This is a genomic window from Oceanisphaera avium (assembly GCF_002157875.1).
Lineage (GTDB): Bacteria > Pseudomonadota > Gammaproteobacteria > Enterobacterales > Aeromonadaceae > Oceanimonas > Oceanimonas avium.
Genome location: NZ_CP021376.1, coordinates 2,485,001 through 2,504,244, shown reverse-complemented (window position 1 = coordinate 2,504,244; position 19,244 = coordinate 2,485,001). Strand labels below are relative to the sequence as shown.

Genomic DNA, 19,244 nt, shown 5'->3' with positions numbered 1-19,244 from the left:
TAACTAAATACGGAAAAAGGCACGACTGGTTGCCAAGGTCTCGGCAATCAGCTGCTCGGGTGTTTCACCCCGACAGGTAGCAATGCGCTGGGCAATATGCCCTAAAAAGGCGGGCTCATTGCGCTTAGGTTTTGGTTTGATATTAATATCGCGAGGCAATAAATACGGACTATCGGTTTCTATCATTAACCGCTTGGCAGGGATCAAGGACACCAGCCCTTGTAACTCTTGGCCACGGCGCTCATCGCAAATCCAACCAGTGATGCCGATATGCAAGTCTAACTCTAAGCAGTCTTTCAGCTTAGCTTCGCTACCGGTAAAGCAATGCAACACGGCCCCAGGCAGCTTATCGCGCCAAGGGCGAAGAATCGCCATAAAACGCGAATGTGCATCCCGACAGTGCATAAAAACGGGTAATTGTAGCTCAGCCGCTAAGGCCAGCTGCGCTTCAAATACGGCTTCTTGTTGCGGGCGCGGTGAAAAATCACGGTTAAAGTCTAGCCCACACTCACCAATAGCCACCACTTCTGGGCGCAGGGCGAGTGCGCGTAGTGCGTTCATACTCTGTTCATCCGCACTTTTCGCATCATGAGGATGAATGCCCGCGGTGCTGTAACAGAATTTGGGATAATCAGCGGCACAATCTGCCGCTTGCTCACTGGCAGCCACATTGGTGCCGGTTAAGATCAGCGCCGAGACACCTGCTTGTTGGGCACGAGCAATGACTGCTGCTCGGTCATTAGTAAACTGGCGATCCGTTAAATTAACGCCAATGTCGATCATGAAATAGAGTCCTGCTCTTGTTCATCGTCTTCGGGGCGTACATAAAAACGGGCAAAAAATACGCCCACCTCAAATAGCATCCACATGGGAATGGCTAATAAGGTTTGAGAAATAACATCCGGCGGCGTCAATAACATACCCACCACAAACACTATCACGATGACATAGGGGCGTTTTGAGGATAATTCTTTGGGCGTCATCATGCCCGTCCAACAAATAACAATAGTGGCAATGGGGATTTCAAAGGCCACGCCAAAGGCAATAAACAGTCCTAATATAAAGTCTAAATAACTGGCAATGTCGGTAGCGATGGTGACGCCTTGGGGTGCCATTTTAGTAAAAAAGCCAAACGCGAGTGGGAAAACCACAAAGTAAGCAAAGGCGGCACCGGCATAAAACAGCAAGGCACTGGAAAACACTAACGGCGCAATTAAGCGCTTTTCATGTTTATACAAGCCCGGCGCCACAAAGGCCCATACCTGATATAAAACATAGGGAATAGCGATGAAAAAAGACACGATAAGTGTCAGCTTCATGGGTGTTAAAAACGGGGTAGCGACGCCGGTGGCGATCATGGAGCTGCCCGCAGGCAATTGGCGAAGTAGTGGCTCAGCTAAAATAGTGTAAATGTCATTAGCAAAATACACCAACGCCAGAAACACCAGTAAAATAGCGCCAAATGCTCGCAAAAATCGGCCTCTTAGTTCCACAAGATGGCTAAATAAAGGCTGATGGACTTGATTCATTTACGAGTTATCCTGCGAAGTCGACGAAGGCGCTGCACTCGGTTCAACGTTCGGCTTAGTTTCAGCGGGTGACTCGAGTACAGCAGTAGATTTAGGCTCGCTAGCACTCTTTTTTGCATAAGGCCGCGTAACCGAGTCGGCGGCCTCTTTAAGTTGATCAATCGACTCTTTTAGCTCTGGGCTTAAGTGCTTAATATCGAGTCGCTCTGCTTTTTTTAAATCTCGATGTAACTCTTCCATGCGCAATTCTTGGCTAAGCTCAGCTTTTACTGAATTAGCCGTGTCGCGCACGGTTTTAAACAAACGTGATACGGTTCTGATAGCCACAGGTAATCGTTCAGGACCTAGCACTAACAGACCGACGATGGCGATAACCACCAGCTCCCAGAAGCCAATATCAAACATGCTTATACTCGATCATTATCTTTGGTTTTTTCTTGGTCTTTGGCCGTAAAACGATCTGTTTGTTCTTTTTTATCAAACAACGCTTCACGCTCAAAGTCTGCATCTTGCTTATCTTTGGCAATATCTTGCTCATCATCACTGATGGCCTTTTTAAAGCCCTTTACCGCTGAGCCCAAGTCAGTGCCCAAGCCACGCAGTTTCTTAGTTCCAAACAGCAGCACCACAATTAACACTACAATCAGTAACTGCCATATGCTAATACCGGCCATAACCTTCTTCCTATCAAAAATAAAAACCTATCATAACCGAGCTTAAAGATAATACCTTTATGCCAGATCACATTAGCGGGAGATTTTGCGCCATCCCAACCACCAACTTACTAGCGCTAACACTAACGCGCTGAACGCCCACTGATTTTTATCCATGGCGAGCAATAAGGTTCCCGCCAGTAACAGCGTAGCACCCATGGCCAGCAAAAATCGCCCTTTACCTTGTTCTTTATCGTGGCGAGCAAACTGGTAATACAAACCTTGTACTTGTTGGTGCTGCGCTTTCGCTTGGCGAAGGGCGTCATACACTAATTCAGGCAGCTCGGGTAATTTTTCTGCCCAAAACGGTGCTTTTTCTTTCATCGCATTAATCACCGCTTTATAGCCGACTTGTTGTTGCATCCACTCTTCTAAAAAGGGCTTGGCTGTCTTCCATAAGTCCAATTGAGGATACAGCTGGCGACCAACGCCTTCTACATATAAGAGCGTTTTTTGTAATAAGACCAGTTGCGGTTGTACGGCCATATTAAAGCGGCGCGCGGTATTAAAAAGATTAAGCAACACATGGCCAAAGGAGATCTCAGACAGCGGCTTTTCAAAAATCGGCTCTAGTACGGTACGAATCGCCGACTCAAATTCTTCAATTTTGGTATCGGCAGGTACCCAGCCTGACTCCACATGCAATTCAGCCACTTTACGATAATCGCGATTAAAAAAAGCTAAAAAGTTATCCGCTAGATAGCGTTTATCATCTTTATTTAGCGTGCCCACAATACCGCAGTCTATGCCTATCCACTGTGGGTCTTGGGGGTGTTGATAGGAAACAAAAATATTGCCCGGATGCATATCGGCATGAAAGAAGCTATCGCGAAACACTTGAGTAAAAAAGACTTCGACGCCGCGCTCGGCAAGCAGCTTCATGTTAGTGCCATTCGCTTTTAAAGCGGCAATATCAGACACCGGAATACCATAAATGCGCTCCATCACCAGCACATTTTCTCGACAATAATCAGAATAAATTTCTGGCACATAGAGAGTGCCCGAGCCTTCAAAATTACGGCGCAGCTGAATGGCATTGGCCGCTTCGCGCAATAAGTTAAGCTCATCAAATAGTGTTTTACGATACTCTTCTACCACAGCTTCTGGACGTAAGCGCTGGGTGCGCGCAGGAGCAAAGCGCGCCACTAACCGCGCCAAGGTTTGCATCAAGCTGACATCGGCGTCTATGGTTTTTTCAATATCGGGTCGTATAACCTTAATAACAATTTCTTGCCCAGTTTTTAAACGCGCGGTATGCACTTGGGCAATAGACGCTGAAGCTAGGGGTGTTATCGCAAAGTCATCAAATAATTCATTAATAGGCGCGCCTAAGCTAGCCTCAATTTGCAGCTGAGCTAATTGTCCGGGAAAAGGCGGTACTCGGTCTTGTAATAAGGCCAGCTCTTGAGCAATGTCGGGCGGTAATAAATCCCGCCGCGTGGACAGCATTTGTCCAAACTTAATAAACACCGGCCCTAGCTGTTCAAATGCGAGGCGGATCCGGTGAGCGCGAGACAAGTCAGGATGGCGGTTTTTTAACCAAAACAGGCTGCTTCTGGCCATGCGTGCTGGCCAAATTTGTAAACGAGCGGGGATCAGTTCATCGAGCCCGTACTCAAGCAGCGTTTTACCTATTTGATAAAGTCGTATTAGTTCGCGGAGCTTTTTCATGAATGCCTAATCTTATCCGTTAACTTCGCTAATCGATTAGCGAGCCTTAAGCTTTGCTGATGTAACTCCTGCACTTGATCACTAAAATCGGCCAGCTCAAGAGGGCCTACGGCTAAGCGCGCTTCTTCACGCACATAATCCCCCACGTGGCCACGCAGTGCTTGTGTGCGCTGTTGCAGCCCTTGAGCAAGCTCTGTGGCGTGGCGTACCACTAAATGAGCCAGACCATCGCCCATATAAGGAACCAGCCACTCTTCAATATCAAAGTCAGGCGTTTTCAACAAAGTGGAAAAATCTTGCCAAAGACTAGGATCGCCTTGTAAGTCGATGCGGCCATCACGGATATATTGCATCAACAAGCTTTTGTCTTTTAATAAGCCAAGCGCATTAAGCGATAAGCTTAAATGACTATCTACCTTGCCCTCAAAGGTGTGCAACACTTGCAGTTTTTGCTCACTAAATACTAGGTAAAAGCTGCTCAGCCCAGTAATAGTGAGCTGCAAGGTTTTTCCCGCTAATGAAGGGGCTTTATTAAGAGCCTGAGGCTCATGGAGCAGAAACCGGTTGAAAGCGGTTTCAAGCGAGCCATTGACCAAGGGGAATAACAAGGCGCGCATTAGAATTTAAACCCACGATGCAGTGCGACTATGCCATCGGTGAGATTAAAGTATTCAACCTTCTCTAACCCCGCCAGCTCCATCATCTGTTTAAGCGTATCTTGGCAGGGATGCATGCGAATAGACTCCGCTAAATACTGATAACTGTCACCGTCTTTCGCCACTATCCGCCCCACTTTAGGCAAAATATTAAATGAATAAAAATCATATAATTTATTCATCACTTCATGCTGTGGCTTAGAAAACTCTAGCACCAGTAACCGCCCGCCTGGCTTTAGTACTCTTTGCATGGAAGCCAGCGCTTTATCTTTGTCGGTGACATTGCGCAAACCAAAAGCAATGGTAATTAAGTCAAAGTGATTATCAGGAAAAGGCAGCGCTTCGGCATTCGCTTGTACATAACTAATATTGTTGCCAAGACCGCGGTTACGTAGCTTATCGCGCCCCACTTTTAGCATTGAGTCATTGATGTCCGCTAATACGACTTGGCCTGTTTCACCCACAATACGGGAAAATTTGGCGGTAAGATCGCCCGTGCCACCGGCCAAGTCCAATACTTTTTGTCCTTTGCGCACGCCAGAACAATCTATGGTAAAGCGCTTCCATAATCGATGAATACCAAACGACATTAGATCATTCATAATGTCGTATTTGGCCGCCACTGAATGAAAAACGCTGGCCACCATTTGCTCTTTTTCGTTGGCTTCTACCGTCTTATAACCGAAGTGGGTCGTCGATTTTTCTTGTTCTGACATGCTGAAGGCACCTATAAAATCAAAGTATATGAGTGTACTGCAAATGCGTGGCCTAGACTAACGGGAAGCGATGAGACTCGTCGTTAATTGCATGCCAATGTAGGTCAACATAATACAACAAACCACATTGAGCGACACATTCAACATCGCTTTCAGCCATGCTCCTTGCTCAAGTAACAGCAAACTATCTAGCGAGAAAGAAGAAAAGGTAGTGAGCGCGCCTAATAAGCCCACCATAATAAAAGGTCGCCAGCCGTGATGGCTTAATACTTGCTGCTGTACTAGTACAAAGATACAGCCCATAAGCAGCGAGCCCAGTAGGTTAACGGTGAGCGTACCATAGGGAAAAGATCTTCCTACCGTTCGCGCCATGAATTCCGTAATACCAAACCGTAATAGCGCACCAAGCGCACCACCCACCGCAATCATTAACAAATTATGCATGTGTAAGCCCGCTCTTTGAACATAACAGCAGTTTACGCTTTGCCTCATTAAAAACCTACCGCCACCATTTAGTCGTTATTTTAAAAGGCAATCGTTTCAAAAACATAATGAAATAAATACAGAAGAGGGAAAGCGAAAGTAATAAAACCAGGCAGGGAATGGCTAACTAGAGAAAGAAAATAACTCAGTTGAGCGCGGTTATTAAATAAAAATATAGCAGGGCGGCCCCTGCTATAGTAAGAAATTACGCTAGGCGCTCACGCTTAGCCTTTACAGACTCGCCCGCCACACCAAAATCTTGCGTTGCAATATCTTGCAATAAGATACGTACCGTTTCGGGTGCTACATCCAGTGCTTTTACACAAGCCTCGGTGACTTCTTTGATCAAGGCTTCTTTTTGCTCATTAGAGCGGCCTTCAATAAGAGCGATATTTAAAATAGGCATTATGTTCTCCTGTTAAGCGCCTACCTAGTAACGGCAAGCCTCTAAAATCTAAGTCTAAAAAAGCGCTGTCTACACAACTTTTTTAAGACCAACTAAAAATCGCATTTATGCTAACTGATCCTTGCCTAAAAAAGCCAATGCCCAGTTTTGCGCCATAGTAGAGAAAATAGAAAACTTCTTGTTCGAGTCAGTCATAAAGTGCGATTTTATTGATCCAGCGCAACTTCGCTTGGCGCCAACATGCTAATTTTATGACATGTTTATATGGTGTATTTCATATACCACATTAGCGAAATCACCATTCCTCGAAGGAGCCATTATGAAAAAAGTACTATTGCCAATTGCTGTTTTATCTTTAGCTGTATCATTTGGCAGCCTAGCCAACGAGGGAGAAGCCATTTTTAAAAGTAACTCTTGTGTCGGTTGCCACACCGTAGATAGCCAATTAGTAGGCCCTGCTTTATCTGCAGTAGCAGAGAGATATGCAGATGATGAAAATGCTGTAGAGACGCTTGCAGACCATATTAAAAATGGCAGCCAAGGAAGATGGGGCTCGGCTATGCCAATGGGTCCGAATGCAGTAACAGAAGAAGAAGCCACCAGCCTAGCGCAGTGGATTGTTACTTTATAAGTTAATTTATTACTTCGTTAATTATTAAGCCCGCTAAATAGCGGGCTTTTTTATTATTAATGATGCGCGTGTTCAGGCTCAGCATCTAAAGAAAAGCTATGGCCCGAGTGCATGACTTTTTGTAATACCTCAAGATCTAAATCAGCCCAAGCAAGTACTTCGCCATTATATTGTTCGCTAAAATCATTAGCCGCCTCTTGGCTGCTAAAGCTGGCTAATGTGGGTCCCATCCCCATTTGGCTAGAGCCCATCACATACCAAGCTTCAGTTGCATTAATTAAGTGCTCATCTTCTGGGCTATCCCAAGGCGTACTTGTCATATCGTGCACATAGATATCAGCGGCGCGGTTATTATTTTCCGGCTGCAACCACCAAGACAACATATCTACCGTAGAGCAAAACTTATACACTTCATCGGTACCCGCTAATATCTCTCCTTTAGGGCCTGGCCAATTAGTAATAATCATGCCGCACACATGGCACTCATCATCACTATGAAAAGCAATAGGCTCGGCACTGGTGCGCTGTGTCGGGTCTTGATCGCAGCCAGCAAGCCACAGTGAAAACAACGCCACGGCAATTAATCTTAAAAATGTACGCATTATTAACCCTTTTACAAGACTAAAAATCTTTACGCATGAAAAGTGTCTTAGCTAATAACAAGGCTAAGGCAACCCATAATCCTAATACGGCCCACAACACACCGGCGCTAACGGGTAAGTCTGCAGCTAAGCTCATCACGCCCACCCCATTACCCGTCATATCTAGACCCATTAAGTTAATGAGTCGATAAACATCGGTAGGATTTAGGAGTAGTAGCCAAGGTAGTGCATCAGGGTTAAATGCCCCCTCACTCATTACTAATAGTGCCAGCAGTACTAAATCAAAGACCAATACAAATAAAAACCACAGCCCTAATGCCAAACCGATGGCGGTAGACTTTTCTTTGGCATAGCAACTTAATACATAAGCAAAAGCTAAAAATACTAACCCCAGTAACAATGAAGATAAAATAAACTTAGTGAAAGACAGCAGTAAAAAAGCCGTATCTACTTCTGTGACTAGCATGGCAATAGCGATGGCAGCACTACCAAAGCCCACTAGCGTGGCTAAAGATAAGATAACGCCATGACCAATAAACTTACCTAATATAATATCGCTTTTACTAATAGGGTAGGCGAGCAATAAGATAAGGGTGCCGTTTTCTTCTTCACCAATAATGGCATCATAGGCTAAAAGTAAGGCAATTAACGGCACGATAAAAGTAGCTAGGCTGGCTAAGCTGGCAATGGTCGCCGGTAAGTTAGTAAAGCCAACATGGCCTGAAGCCGCCGCCCCAAACCAAGAAATACCGATAGCCATTAAGGCAAACAAAATTGTAATAAATAATAACCAGCGGTTTCTTAAGCCATCATTTAATTCTTTTTTAGCAATATGTAAGATGCTATCCATTATTGTACTCCCGCCGCACCCAGCGCCCCGGCGCGCTGCATATAATAACAATACAAGTCAGCTAAAGATGGAGATTTAATTTCTACATCTTGCGGCGAACCTTTAATAATCTGCTCTAGCAACGCTAATTTATTACTGTCTTGCACACTAAATTCATGGCATTGATGAGCTAACTCTTTGTGTGCCATTATGCTGTAATGGTTAATAGGCAGGCTTAGGCCGGTGGCAATAATTTTTACTGGTAAGTCGGCCTGTTGGCGCAATTCTGATAACTTACCACTGGCCTCTAACTGGCCTCTGGCTAAAATAACGGCTTGGTTAATAAAAGGTTCCACCCCTGGCAATACATGGGAGCAAATAATAATACTCGTCCCCTGTTTTTGCATCTTACCCATCAACTCATATAACTCCTGGGTGGCGATAGGATCTAGCCCTACCGTGGGCTCATCTAAAATTAATAGCTTAGGTTCTCCTAATAAAGCTTGTGCTAAGCCTAGGCGTTGGCGCATCCCCTTAGAGTAAGTTTTAATGCGATGTTTAGCGGCACTTGCCAGCCCCACTTGTTCAAGTAAGTCATTAACTTGACCTATACTCGCGCCTTTAAGACGAGCAAAATAGGTTAAGATTTCTCGCCCTGTTAGCTGCGGATAAAACATCACGTTTTCAGGTAAAAACCCAATCTCTCTATGGGCATCAATGCCACCCCCCTGTTTGCCTAATACAGAGATTTGCCCACTGGAGGTGCCTGTTAAACCTAAGATTAGTCTAACAGTGGTCGTTTTGCCCGCGCCATTATGGCCAAATAAGCCTAAGGTTTGTCCTTGCTCAAGACTCCAGCTGATGTCCTTAAGCACTTCCAACTGGTCATAATATTTACTTACGTTTGTTAGCTCTACAACAGCCATAATTTGGTTCCTTAACGATAGGAGTCAGCATTTTTAATAGGACGCATTAATGGGAAACTATCTTGGACTCCTGGATACTTAATAACTGGGAACACTTTTTGAACATAGCGTAATAATTCTATGCTCGGGCTGTTCATTAAAAATTTAACTTGAGGGTATAACCAAAGTAATTTATCAACATTATCGTTAGGCTCATAAATCACATCCCCTATACCATCATTATTTCTATCCCATCCTAAGTAGTCACTCCAAAAGTTGCCTTTCCCCTCTTCAGACCATTCCTGCTTTCTTAAAGAGACATACTTAACTTGGGTTTTATTATTAACAAAAGAATTATGATATATTTTATTATCTTCAGAGCCAGCAGTTAAGTGCACGCCCAGCGCATTATCTTCAAAATAATTGTGAGAGATTTCATTAAAGAGCGAGTTATAAATAAAAATACCTTTACCTTCACCGCCTTTAATATGAATGCCATCACCGACCCCCGCCTGTACATTAGAAACGAAATTGTCGTTAATAGTAGAGTAAGTAATGTAATTCATTAAAATGCCGTAGTTTTGATCAAACTCTGAACGGTTGTTATGCACCGTGAGTTGGCGACTCTGCATTAGAGTAAGGCCGGTGCGAGTACGACGGGTAAGGTTATTGGTTACTTCATTACGGTGGGAAAACATATAATGAACGCCATAGCGCATATCATGTAAGTAATTACCGTCAATAATATTATCGTTAGCCGCTTCGATATATATACCGTCTCTTACATGATAAACCTCATTATTTATAATGTTAGCGAAGTTAACGGCAAATAAATGAATACCGTTGCCTCTATCTTGCGTTCTTATACTTTCATCGCCTTCAATAATATTTTTATCTATGGTCACATTAGGCGTCGCATCCACCCAAATACCAAAACCAGGTCCTGAGAGACGATTATTCAAAATATTGCTAAATTCACCGGTACGTTCAACAAAGATGCCTGCATCCATATTCGTTAAGTTTTGCCCCCAGTTAGTTAACTGGCAATTTTCTATCGTCACATGGGGCGCACGAATATTGAGCGTATTTTTGTGGTTATTACCATTAAAAATAGCACCGTCATCACATGCTAAATGGATCGGGACATCAATTACATAGTTACCTTGATATTCGCCTTTAGGCAGCCGCCATTTATTATCAGAAATGAGCTCTAAGGGCAGCTCAACCACAGAAGTGAGGCTGGTGTCCGCATCCGGTGGCGCTTGAATAGCGTGTAAATGCAGATCTTTTAATGCATCGGGGGCAGAAATACTGTGGGCATAAGGAGTTAATAGTAATAATAAAAGCAAACTGTATTTTTCTAATTTCATTTTATTATTACTCTTTAGTGAAATCGGCACTGGTACACATTATCAGATATAAACTTCAAAGTTAAAAGCGGGTGCAATAATTTGCACCCGCACTATCATTAATTATTTCTTAGGCGTAACAAACATACGACCGACCATCTCCATGTGTAGCGCATGACAGAACCAAGTACAGTAATACCAATGCACACCTGGCTTGTCAGCGGTGAAAGTAATAGAAGAAGTCTGTTGCGGACTAATTTCCATACTTACCCCGTGGTTAACCATACAGAAACCATGAGACAAGTCTTCAATCATATCGATGTTAGTAATGGTCACTGTCACTTCATCACCTTGATTGACCTTAAACTCGGTCATACCAAAGCTAGGTGCAGCAGACGTCATATACACGCGAACCTTATTACCTTCGCGAATAACTTTGTTATCTCTTTCTAGAACGATGCCATCGTTCTTTGCGCGCTCAACGGTGCCAGCAAAGAAAGGATCATCGCGCTTCCACACTTTCAGGGTATTGATCTGATCACGGCGAGCCATAATACAGTCATGGGGTTCAGCGAAAGTAGGACCATCGTGGACCAGTTTCATTTCATCACCTGAGATATCGATCAACTGATCGTTCTCTGGGTGTAATGGGCCAACCGGTAAGAAGCGGTCTTTTGAGAATTTACTCAAGACCACTAACCACTTACCATCAGCTTCCGAAGTTTCAGTCAGTGAAGAGTGGTTATGACCTGGCTGGTATTGTACGTCTAATTTTTGGCGAATATAGTTAACATCTTCGCCATCATACGCACGAATCGCATCAGCAATATTCCACTTTACTACTTGGCTATCGATAAAGAGTGTGGTGTATGCATTACCACGACCATCAAAGGTGGTATGCAAAGGTCCTAAGCCTAACTCGGGCTCACCGACAATGACTTCACGCTCGTCTTTAAACTTGTCATCAAATAAGTCATCTAGCTTATCTAACTGAATAATACTACAAGTGGGCGACAGCTTACCGTTAGCAATGAAGTACTTACCATCGGGCGAGGTGTTTAAACCGTGCGGGTTTTTTGGCACCGGAACATAACGAGTTAGCGGGCTATTTTTACCGTCTTTCTTACGGCCATCAACGACTGGGACTTTAGAGTCAGCTAAGTTAATAAACTTGTTCGCTTTAATGGCTGCTTCAATACGTTCAACGTTAAAGATAACCACCCAGTCGCGTTCATTACGCATCATACCGGCGAGATCAGTTGCACCTTCAGAGTTATAACAAGTTGCAGCCACATACTTACCGGTGTAATCCGCATCCACGTTATCTAGGTTACCATCTACGATAACCTGCCAGGCTACTTCCATGGTTTCTGCATCAATGGCATTAAACATGGTGTATTTTTCGGCGCTATCTAAATTATCTAGGTTAGAGCCATCGTTTGGATGGGGAATAATAAATTCCGCATTACAGAATACATATTTAGTGTGTGGCACTTTCTGCAAGCGCAAGCCGTGAATCGCTTGTACGTTAGGCACGGTAGTAATTTTATCGGTCTTCATCACGTCTAAACGAATACGCGCCACTCGGCTGTTGGCTTTATCGTTAATAAACAGATATTTACCGTCATACTTACCGTCGGTCATGGATAAGTGAGGGTGGTGAGTATCCCCGTTTAAGTACTTAGCACTTTCACCTAAGATAGCTCTACTCTCGTTAGTTAAGCCCCAACCAGTAGCAGAACAAGTATTAAATACCGGAATTCGCATTAACTCACGCATAGAAGGCACGCCAAATACGCGTACTTCACCGGATTGACCACCACTCCAAAAACCGTAGTAGTCATCCAACTCGCCTGGGTCTACTACCGCGCGATTTTGAGATTCTTTAACCGCACTCGCCCACGCTTCAGGAGTCATAAACGAAGACCCTAAAGCGGCAGCTCCTGCAGCCAACCCAGCGCCGGTAAATGCAGCGGCACTTAAGAAGCCACGACGATTCAACCCAGTTTGCTCTTGCTCTACACCTGTCTTTTTATCTTTCATAGTTCACTTTCTCCATTGGCGAATCGCCTGACAATCAAAGAGGTTTATCTTCTAACTGCACTGTTTCTATGACCAAAGCATTATCAATTTCTTTTTGTTTACGTTGTTTACGCTTTTTAGTCGCGACTAAAGGAGGGCACCGATTGTCGTTATAGTAAGTCACTTGGCAGTCTAAGCAGTGGTGACATTCACTCGCATTAATGGTGCCGTCTGGATGTATGGCTTGCACCTCACATTCTTTAGCGCATAGCTGGCAAGGAGAACCGCAATCCTTACGGCGTTTAAGCCAATCAAATAACCGCACTCGAGTAGGAATGGCTAACGCAGCTCCCAGAGGACAGATATATCGGCAGTAAACTTTACGAGTAAATATGTTAATAACCAGTAAGATCACCGCGTATAAAACAAACCACCACTGCCTATCAAAGCCTAAAGTAAAAGTGGTTTTGAAAGGTTCAACTTCGGCGAACTTCTCGGCGGTAGCAAGCGACTGCAAAGACAGACCAAACAGTACAAATAACACTATGTACTTAATGGCCCACAGCCGCTCATGTATTCCGAAAGGAACTGTATATTGTTTAATTTTAAGCTTACGGGCTATCTCATTAATTAATTCTTGTAGTGCACCAAAGGGGCACAGCCAACCACAGAATATACCGCGTCCCCACAACAGAGTGGCGGCGGCAGTAAAGGTCCATAAGATGAAGATAATGGGGTCGTTTAAGAAGATGCCCCAGTTAAAGTCATCAAATAACGAATGGACAAAGGTCAGTACGTTTACAATCGACAGTTGCCCAAGTGCATACCAACCGATAAAAATAACAGTAAAGGTGAGATATGAGTTTCTAATAAAGTGAATTAAACGTGGGCGGCGCACTAAGTAATCTTGGATAAACAAAATGATCACTAACAAGGCCAGTGCAATCACTAATACCGTAATTTGAAAGGTCTTTTGCTCCCAAATGGTGACCCACATTGGTCGCTCATCATAGAGCGGCTCACTTGCCACCGCTTCTGGGCGATTCAGGTAAGCTTCGGGTGTTTGGTATTGGCCTTCAAAGATAGTAAAGACACTACTCACCGGGCCAATTTGCTTACGCACTAATAGCTCTAAGCTCCAATCTTGGCCTGGGTCTAGTTCGTAGCTACTGCGTACGATAAAGATCGCCATCTCAGAAAATCTTGGCATACCTTCGGCGTAGACGTCATTTAAGCGCGTAAAGTCTAAATCTCTAAAGCTAATAATGTCGCCGTATTGTCTTAATTGAACACGGTCAAAGATACCACCGCGCACATAACCTGAGCCTTTAAAGGAATAGCTACCGTTACCGGCCACTAAGATGGCGTGCTCGCCTGCGACTAATTCATCTTGTAATCGCTCATATTGCTTGTCGCCTAAGATACTGCGGCCAATAGTAGGCACCGTCAGATCAGAGAAATAGAGATCAATAAACTGCTCATCTCGCTGCTCGGGGCGCGCATTATCAACCCCTTCGCCTTCTGTTCCCACAAAGGCATCGTCTACTTGACCGCGGGTCAGACTTAAATGTGCAACAGAGCCATCATTAATGAGCGTTTCCCAATCCTTAACTTGGTCAACTTCGGTATTAATGGTTGACTGAGGGGCGGCGGTTGCTACATCTGCGCTAATTAAGCCCAAATCAATAGCCACTTTATGGGTAGCGCGCATCACAGTTTCATTAGCTACCATCACAGTTACAGTGGCACCACTGACTGCATCAATAGTAATAGCGCTGTCGTCTTTAGAGTGACCGATTACCACCCGCTGATTCGCATTCACGCCTTGGTATTTGCTAACAAAGTTATGTAGCTTATGCTCTGGAATACCAATAAGCAGAATAGGCTCATCGTGATGCAACACATAGGCATCTAAAATATTGGCTTGGGGATCCATAATAACTTGAAAGTTAATAGGACGACCGGAGTAAGCAGGGATGGTAAGCACGTCGTTAGTTTGAAAGGCATAACCCACGATTTCACCGTCTTGGTGAAGGGTTCGCACTCCAAATTCACCACTAGGCTCTGATACCTGCTCAACACTCGGAAGGACGCTATACAGACGCTCTTGCTCTAGAGTACTTAGCGCAGCAGCATGGCTAATACTCGGAGTCATTACGCACACCATGCTCATCAGCATGAGGTATAAAAAAAAGCATCTGTTCTTAAGCATGATCATTACCTATCACTTCAAATCTGTGCGGATATTAGCATTCGCTAGAACATATACTTTGATGTAAGTCACTAAAGCTGCTTTTTAAATGCTTATTTATTAATTGTGTGCTACAGCTCTCTTTATTGAGCAAGTTATTCAGTATAAAAAACTTGATAAGTTATTAAATCAATTAACTTTTTTTAAAGTAAATCGACAAGGAAATGAGCAAAGAAGTGGGCAAATAAAGTAAAAATAAATTAATGAACCTGATCAAGAAGAGTAGAAAACTCGCGAGGTAGTAAAATTATTAGCTCAAGCGAAGTAGGCTTTGGTTTACACTCTTCTCCCCCACGCCAGAGCCGCCACATTTCGACAGACGAAAAAAAGCCCGACTCTTTCGAGTTGGGCTTTTTGAATTTGGCGCCTGGCGTGGCCCATCCCCTCGCAGAGCTCGGGTCGCTTAGCACTGAAAAAGCGCTGCTTTTTCCGAGCGTGCTAAGCCCTACTTTCACTATAGGGAGGTCGCTACGCTCCGCTTTATCCACCTTGCCATGTGAAATGAGTGTCTCGAAAGCATAAAAAAAGCCCTTCACATCAGCGAAGGGCTTTTTGAATTGGTTGCCTGGCAGTGACCTACTTTCACATGGCATCTGCCACACTATCATCGGCGCGGCTGCGTTTCACTACTGAGTTCGGCATGGAGTCAGGTGGTTCCACAGCGCTATGGCCGCCAGGCATAAATTGTATCTAGAAAACTGAATGTTTGATTAACGAACGGTTAAGGTCGGTAATCTGAATAATTTGTTTGTTGCTCTTGAGCGCAAGGTCTCACACTTCTTGGGTGTTGTATGGTTAAGCCGCACGGGTCATTAGTATTGGTTAGCTCAACGCCTCGCAGCGCTTACACACCCAACCTATCAACGTTGTCGTCTCCAACGGCCCTTCAGAGGGCGTAAAGCCCTTGGGATGACTCATCTTGAGGCTCGCTTCCCGCTTAGATGCTTTCAGCGGTTATCGATTCCGAACGTAGCTACCGGGCAATGCATCTGGCGATACAACCCGAACACCAGGGGTTCGTCCACTCCGGTCCTCTCGTACTAGGAGCAGCTCCTCTCAATCATCCAACGCCCACGGCAGATAGGGACCGAACTGTCTCACGACGTTCTGAACCCAGCTCGCGTACCACTTTAAATGGCGAACAGCCATACCCTTGGGACCGACTTCAGCCCCAGGATGTGATGAGCCGACATCGAGGTGCCAAACACCGCCGTCGATATGAACTCTTGGGCGGTATCAGCCTGTTATCCCCGGAGTACCTTTTATCCGTTGAGCGATGGCCCTTCCATACAGAACCACCGGATCACTATGACCTACTTTCGTATCTGCTCGACCTGTCCGTCTCGCAGTTAAGCTGGCTTATGCCATTGCACTAACCGTACGATGTCCGACCGTACTTAGCCAACCTTCGTGCTCCTCCGTTACTCTTTAGGAGGAGACCGCCCCAGTCAAACTACCCACCAGGCACTGTCCGCAACCCCGATAAGGGGCCAACGTTAGAACATCAGACATACAAGGGTGGTATTTCAAGGATGGCTCCACCACGACTGGCGTCATGGTTTCACAGCCTCCCACCTATCCTACACATGTAGGGCCAATGTTCAGTGCCAAGCTATAGTAAAGGTTCACGGGGTCTTTCCGTCTAGCCGCGGGTATACGGCATCTTCACCGCAAATTCAATTTCACTGAGTCTCGGGTGGAGACAGCGTGGCCATGATTACACCATTCGTGCAGGTCGGAACTTACCCGACAAGGAATTTCGCTACCTTAGGACCGTTATAGTTACGGCCGCCGTTTACTGGGGCTTCAATCAAGAGCGTCACCCGAAGGCTAACCCCATCATTTAACCTTCCAGCACCGGGCAGGTGTCACACCGTATACGTCCTCTTGCGAGTTTGCACAGTGCTGTGTTTTTGATAAACAGTTCCAGCCACCTGGTCACTGCGGCTGACCCACGCTCCATCCGCAAGGGATTTCACCTGTTTCAGCGTACCTTCTCCCGAAGTTACGGTACTATTTTGCCTAGTTCCTTCACCCGAGTTCTCTCAAGCGCCTTAGTATTCTCTACCCGACCACCTGTGTCGGTTTGGGGTACGATTCACGTGCATCTGAAGCTTAGAGGCTTTTCCTGGAAGCGGGGCATCAATGACTTCACCGCCGTAGCGATTTCGTCTCAGGTCTCAGCATTGAGCGTCCGGATTTACCTAAACACCCTGCCTACACCCTTTCACCAGGACAACCAACGCCTGGCCCATTTAGCCTTCTCCGTCCCCCCATCGCAATGCACGTCAGTACGGGAATATTAACCCGTTTCCCATCGACTACGCTTTTCAGCCTCGCCTTAGGGGTCGACTCACCCTGCCCCGATTAACGTTGGACAGGAACCCTTGGTCTTTTGGCGTGGAGGTTTTTCACCCCCATTATCGTTACTCATGTCAGCATTCGCACTTCTGATATCTCCAGCATGCTTCACAACACACCTTCGCAGACTTACAGAACGCTCCCCTACCACGCACTCAATAAAGAGCGCATCCGCGGCTTCGGTGCATAGTTTAGCCCCGTTACATCTTCCGCGCAGGCCGACTCGACCAGTGAGCTATTACGCTTTCTTTAAATGATGGCTGCTTCTAAGCCAACATCCTGGCTGTCTGAGCCTTCCCACTTCGTTTCCCACTTAACTATGACTTTGGGACCTTAGCCGGCGGTCTGGGTTGTTTCCCTCTTCACGATGGACGTTAGCACCCACCGTGTGTCTCCCGGATAGTACTTTGCGGTATTCGGAGTTTGCATAGGGTTGGTAAGTCGGGATGACCCCCTAGCCTAAACAGTGCTCTACCCCCGCAAGTATTCGTCCGAGGCTCTACCTAAATAGATTTCGGGGAGAACCAGCTATCTCCCGGTTTGATTGGCCTTTCACCCCCAACCACAAGTCATCCCCTAATTTTGCAACATTAGTGGGTTCGGTCCTCCAGTTGATGTTACTCAACCTTCAACCTGCTCATGGCTAGATCACCGGGTTTCGGGTCTACTCCTAGCAACTATTCGCCCAGTTAAGACTCGGTTTCCCTACGGCTCCCCTATACGGTTAACCTTGCTACTAAAAGTAAGTCGCTGACCCATTATACAAAAGGTACGCAGTCACCCAACAAGTGGGCTTCCACTGCTTGTACGTACACGGTTTCAGGTTCTATTTCACTCCCCTCACAGGGGTTCTTTTCGCCTTTCCCTCACGGTACTGGTTCACTATCGGTCAGTCAGGAGTATTTAGCCTTGGAGGATGGTCCCCCCATATTCAAACAGGATATCACGTGTCCCGTCCTACTCGATTTCACTGTAAGTGGCATTTGGTGTACGGGGCTATCACCCACTACGGCTGGTCTTTCCAGGACCATTCCACTACACCACACACAGCTTAAGGGCTGGCCCCCGTTCGCTCGCCGCTACTAGGGGGATCTCGGTTGATTTCTTTTCCTCGGGGTACTTAGATGTTTCAGTTCTCCCGGTTCGCCTCGCAACGCTATGTATTCACGTTACGATACTGCACTGAGTGCAGTGGGTTTCCCCATTCGGATATTACGGACTCAAGCGCTTCTTACCAGCTCATCCGTACTTAACGCAGGTTAGCACGTCCTTCATCGCCTCTGACTGCCAAGGCATCCACCGTGTACGCTTAGTCACTTAACCATACAACCCCAAGAAGCCTCTTTTATGTGGGTGCTGCTTAGCGATTTCTGCGTTGCGGCTTTCGCTCGCTCCATCACATAGATTAACTATGCTCAGGAGGCTCACTCAAACCGCGCCTTGCACTCGCGTCGCTGCACCTCACCTAACAAACGCTTCGAAAAACATTTAATAGATGGACATAAAATAATGAGGAATCTTTAAGCGGGGTCATAACGCATCAGTGACTGATGCTTACAACTTATTTCGCCAAGAATTTCTAAGACACTTGCGTATCAAGAACTACAAATTATTTCTATCAGCTTTCCAGATTGTTAAAGAGCGTGACTTCATAAGAAATCAAAGGAGTAAACTGTGTACAGCCTATTACTTTGATATCTGACTTCGGTTCGTTATTACTTAAAGCTAAATGGTGGAGCTATGCGGGATCGAACCGCAGACCTCCTGCGTGCAAGGCAGGCGCTCTCCCAGCTGAGCTATAGCCCCATTTAGTTCTTAGCTTTTTTCTTAGCTTTACATTACACAAGATGCACAATGTTTAGCCAAACACCAAATCATTCTAATACTAGGAATAAGACGAGGACGTTTAGCCTGCTAAACGACGAGTCTTATGACAACGTAGGAGATTGATTTGGTGGGTCTGGGTGGATTCGAACCACCGACCTCACCCTTATCAGGGGTGCGCTCTAACCAACTGAGCTACAGACCCAAAATCGTTTCTTTACCCTCAGATTTCGCAATAAAGCGTCGACCTGAGGGCAAAAAATCGCACCAGCTGCTTCAGCCCATGCGATTAAGTC

At 45.5% G+C, this 19,244-nt stretch carries 16 protein-coding genes, 2 tRNA genes and 2 rRNA genes; 1 reads left to right on the top strand and 19 read right to left on the bottom strand.

Annotated features, from left to right (window positions below):
* Positions 1-3 precede the first annotated feature (3 nt).
* From CBP12_RS11545 to CBP12_RS11505, 9 genes are all read right to left on the bottom strand, one after another.
* Complete coding sequence (locus CBP12_RS11545) at positions 4-783, bottom strand: TatD family hydrolase (protein WP_086964570.1); 780 nt, start codon at positions 781-783, stop codon at positions 4-6.
* A complete protein-coding gene (tatC, locus tag CBP12_RS11540; RefSeq protein WP_086964569.1) occupies positions 780-1,529 on the bottom strand; it encodes a twin-arginine translocase subunit TatC in 750 nt (249 codons plus the stop codon). The genes CBP12_RS11545 and tatC overlap by 4 nt, the downstream gene beginning before the upstream one ends.
* Complete coding sequence (tatB, locus tag CBP12_RS11535; protein ID WP_086964568.1) at positions 1,530-1,934, bottom strand: Sec-independent protein translocase protein TatB; 405 nt, start codon at positions 1,932-1,934, stop codon at positions 1,530-1,532.
* A gap of 2 nt (positions 1,935-1,936) precedes the next feature.
* A complete protein-coding gene (gene tatA / locus CBP12_RS11530; protein WP_086964567.1) occupies positions 1,937-2,203 on the bottom strand; it encodes a twin-arginine translocase TatA/TatE family subunit in 267 nt (88 codons plus the stop codon).
* A 72-nt stretch (positions 2,204-2,275) separates the two neighbouring features.
* Positions 2,276-3,913, bottom strand: a complete 1,638-nt coding sequence (gene ubiB / locus CBP12_RS11525; RefSeq protein WP_086964566.1) for a ubiquinone biosynthesis regulatory protein kinase UbiB — start codon at positions 3,911-3,913, stop codon at positions 2,276-2,278.
* Complete coding sequence (locus tag CBP12_RS11520) at positions 3,910-4,530, bottom strand: ubiquinone biosynthesis accessory factor UbiJ (RefSeq protein WP_086964565.1); 621 nt, start codon at positions 4,528-4,530, stop codon at positions 3,910-3,912. Before CBP12_RS11520 ends, ubiB begins: the two co-directional genes overlap by 4 nt.
* A complete protein-coding gene (gene ubiE / locus CBP12_RS11515; protein WP_086964564.1) occupies positions 4,530-5,285 on the bottom strand; it encodes a bifunctional demethylmenaquinone methyltransferase/2-methoxy-6-polyprenyl-1,4-benzoquinol methylase UbiE in 756 nt (251 codons plus the stop codon). Before ubiE ends, CBP12_RS11520 begins: the two co-directional genes overlap by 1 nt.
* A 57-nt stretch (positions 5,286-5,342) precedes the next feature.
* Complete coding sequence (gene crcB, locus CBP12_RS11510) at positions 5,343-5,729, bottom strand: fluoride efflux transporter CrcB (RefSeq protein ID WP_086964563.1); 387 nt, start codon at positions 5,727-5,729, stop codon at positions 5,343-5,345.
* A gap of 244 nt (positions 5,730-5,973) precedes the next feature.
* A complete protein-coding gene (locus tag CBP12_RS11505) occupies positions 5,974-6,174 on the bottom strand; it encodes a tautomerase family protein (protein ID WP_086964562.1) in 201 nt (66 codons plus the stop codon).
* 319 nt (positions 6,175-6,493) lie between these two features.
* Between CBP12_RS11505 and CBP12_RS11500 the strand changes: the two genes are divergently transcribed.
* Positions 6,494-6,805 carry a c-type cytochrome gene (locus CBP12_RS11500; RefSeq protein ID WP_086964561.1) on the top strand — a complete coding sequence of 104 codons (312 nt, stop codon included), beginning with the start codon at positions 6,494-6,496 and terminating at the stop codon, positions 6,803-6,805.
* Positions 6,806-6,861: 56 nt separating this feature from the next.
* On the opposite strand, the gene CBP12_RS11495 is transcribed toward CBP12_RS11500, so the two are convergent.
* The 10 genes from CBP12_RS11495 to CBP12_RS11450 form a co-directional block, all read right to left on the bottom strand.
* A complete protein-coding gene (locus CBP12_RS11495) occupies positions 6,862-7,407 on the bottom strand; it encodes a nitrous oxide reductase accessory protein NosL (RefSeq protein WP_086964560.1) in 546 nt (181 codons plus the stop codon).
* A 19-nt stretch (positions 7,408-7,426) separates the two neighbouring features.
* Positions 7,427-8,257 carry an ABC transporter permease gene (locus CBP12_RS11490; protein WP_086964559.1) on the bottom strand — a complete coding sequence of 277 codons (831 nt, stop codon included), beginning with the start codon at positions 8,255-8,257 and terminating at the stop codon, positions 7,427-7,429.
* Positions 8,257-9,162 (bottom strand): ABC transporter ATP-binding protein, encoded by a 906-nt coding sequence (locus tag CBP12_RS11485; protein WP_086964558.1) that lies wholly within the window; start codon positions 9,160-9,162, stop codon positions 8,257-8,259. Before CBP12_RS11485 ends, CBP12_RS11490 begins: the two co-directional genes overlap by 1 nt.
* A gap of 11 nt (positions 9,163-9,173) precedes the next feature.
* Positions 9,174-10,511, bottom strand: coding sequence for a nitrous oxide reductase family maturation protein NosD (locus tag CBP12_RS11480; RefSeq protein ID WP_086964557.1), 1,338 nt, complete (start codon positions 10,509-10,511; stop codon positions 9,174-9,176).
* Positions 10,512-10,613: 102 nt separating this feature from the next.
* A complete protein-coding gene (gene nosZ, locus CBP12_RS11475; RefSeq protein WP_086964556.1) occupies positions 10,614-12,533 on the bottom strand; it encodes a TAT-dependent nitrous-oxide reductase in 1,920 nt (639 codons plus the stop codon).
* A 34-nt stretch (positions 12,534-12,567) separates the two neighbouring features.
* Positions 12,568-14,667, bottom strand: coding sequence for a transcriptional regulator NosR (nosR, locus tag CBP12_RS11470; RefSeq protein ID WP_198341807.1), 2,100 nt, complete (start codon positions 14,665-14,667; stop codon positions 12,568-12,570).
* Between the two features lie 659 nt (positions 14,668-15,326).
* Positions 15,327-15,441: ribosomal RNA gene (gene rrf / locus CBP12_RS11465) — 5S ribosomal RNA — on the bottom strand.
* A gap of 113 nt (positions 15,442-15,554) precedes the next feature.
* Positions 15,555-18,447 (bottom strand): 23S ribosomal RNA (locus CBP12_RS11460).
* Between the two features lie 407 nt (positions 18,448-18,854).
* Positions 18,855-18,930 (bottom strand) — tRNA-Ala (locus CBP12_RS11455).
* 146 nt (positions 18,931-19,076) lie between these two features.
* Positions 19,077-19,153, bottom strand: a tRNA-Ile gene (locus CBP12_RS11450).
* Between the last annotated feature and the right edge of the window lie 91 nt (positions 19,154-19,244).

Coding starts and splice junctions, on each gene's coding strand:
- CBP12_RS11545 (WP_086964570.1), bottom strand. CDS start 783: ATGATCGACATTGGCGTTAATTTAACGGATCGCCAGTTTACTAATGAC.
- tatC (WP_086964569.1), bottom strand. CDS start 1,529: ATGAATCAAGTCCATCAGCCTTTATTTAGCCATCTTGTGGAACTAAGA.
- tatB (WP_086964568.1), bottom strand. CDS start 1,934: ATGTTTGATATTGGCTTCTGGGAGCTGGTGGTTATCGCCATCGTCGGT.
- tatA (WP_086964567.1), bottom strand. CDS start 2,203: ATGGCCGGTATTAGCATATGGCAGTTACTGATTGTAGTGTTAATTGTG.
- ubiB (WP_086964566.1), bottom strand. CDS start 3,913: ATGAAAAAGCTCCGCGAACTAATACGACTTTATCAAATAGGTAAAACG.
- CBP12_RS11520 (WP_086964565.1), bottom strand. CDS start 4,530: ATGCGCGCCTTGTTATTCCCCTTGGTCAATGGCTCGCTTGAAACCGCT.
- ubiE (WP_086964564.1), bottom strand. CDS start 5,285: ATGTCAGAACAAGAAAAATCGACGACCCACTTCGGTTATAAGACGGTA.
- crcB (WP_086964563.1), bottom strand. CDS start 5,729: ATGCATAATTTGTTAATGATTGCGGTGGGTGGTGCGCTTGGTGCGCTA.
- CBP12_RS11505 (WP_086964562.1), bottom strand. CDS start 6,174: ATGCCTATTTTAAATATCGCTCTTATTGAAGGCCGCTCTAATGAGCAA.
- CBP12_RS11500 (WP_086964561.1), top strand. CDS start 6,494: ATGAAAAAAGTACTATTGCCAATTGCTGTTTTATCTTTAGCTGTATCA.
- CBP12_RS11495 (WP_086964560.1), bottom strand. CDS start 7,407: ATGCGTACATTTTTAAGATTAATTGCCGTGGCGTTGTTTTCACTGTGG.
- CBP12_RS11490 (WP_086964559.1), bottom strand. CDS start 8,257: ATGGATAGCATCTTACATATTGCTAAAAAAGAATTAAATGATGGCTTA.
- CBP12_RS11485 (WP_086964558.1), bottom strand. CDS start 9,162: ATGGCTGTTGTAGAGCTAACAAACGTAAGTAAATATTATGACCAGTTG.
- CBP12_RS11480 (WP_086964557.1), bottom strand. CDS start 10,511: ATGAAATTAGAAAAATACAGTTTGCTTTTATTATTACTATTAACTCCT.
- nosZ (WP_086964556.1), bottom strand. CDS start 12,533: ATGAAAGATAAAAAGACAGGTGTAGAGCAAGAGCAAACTGGGTTGAAT.
- nosR (WP_198341807.1), bottom strand. CDS start 14,667: ATGACTCCGAGTATTAGCCATGCTGCTGCGCTAAGTACTCTAGAGCAA.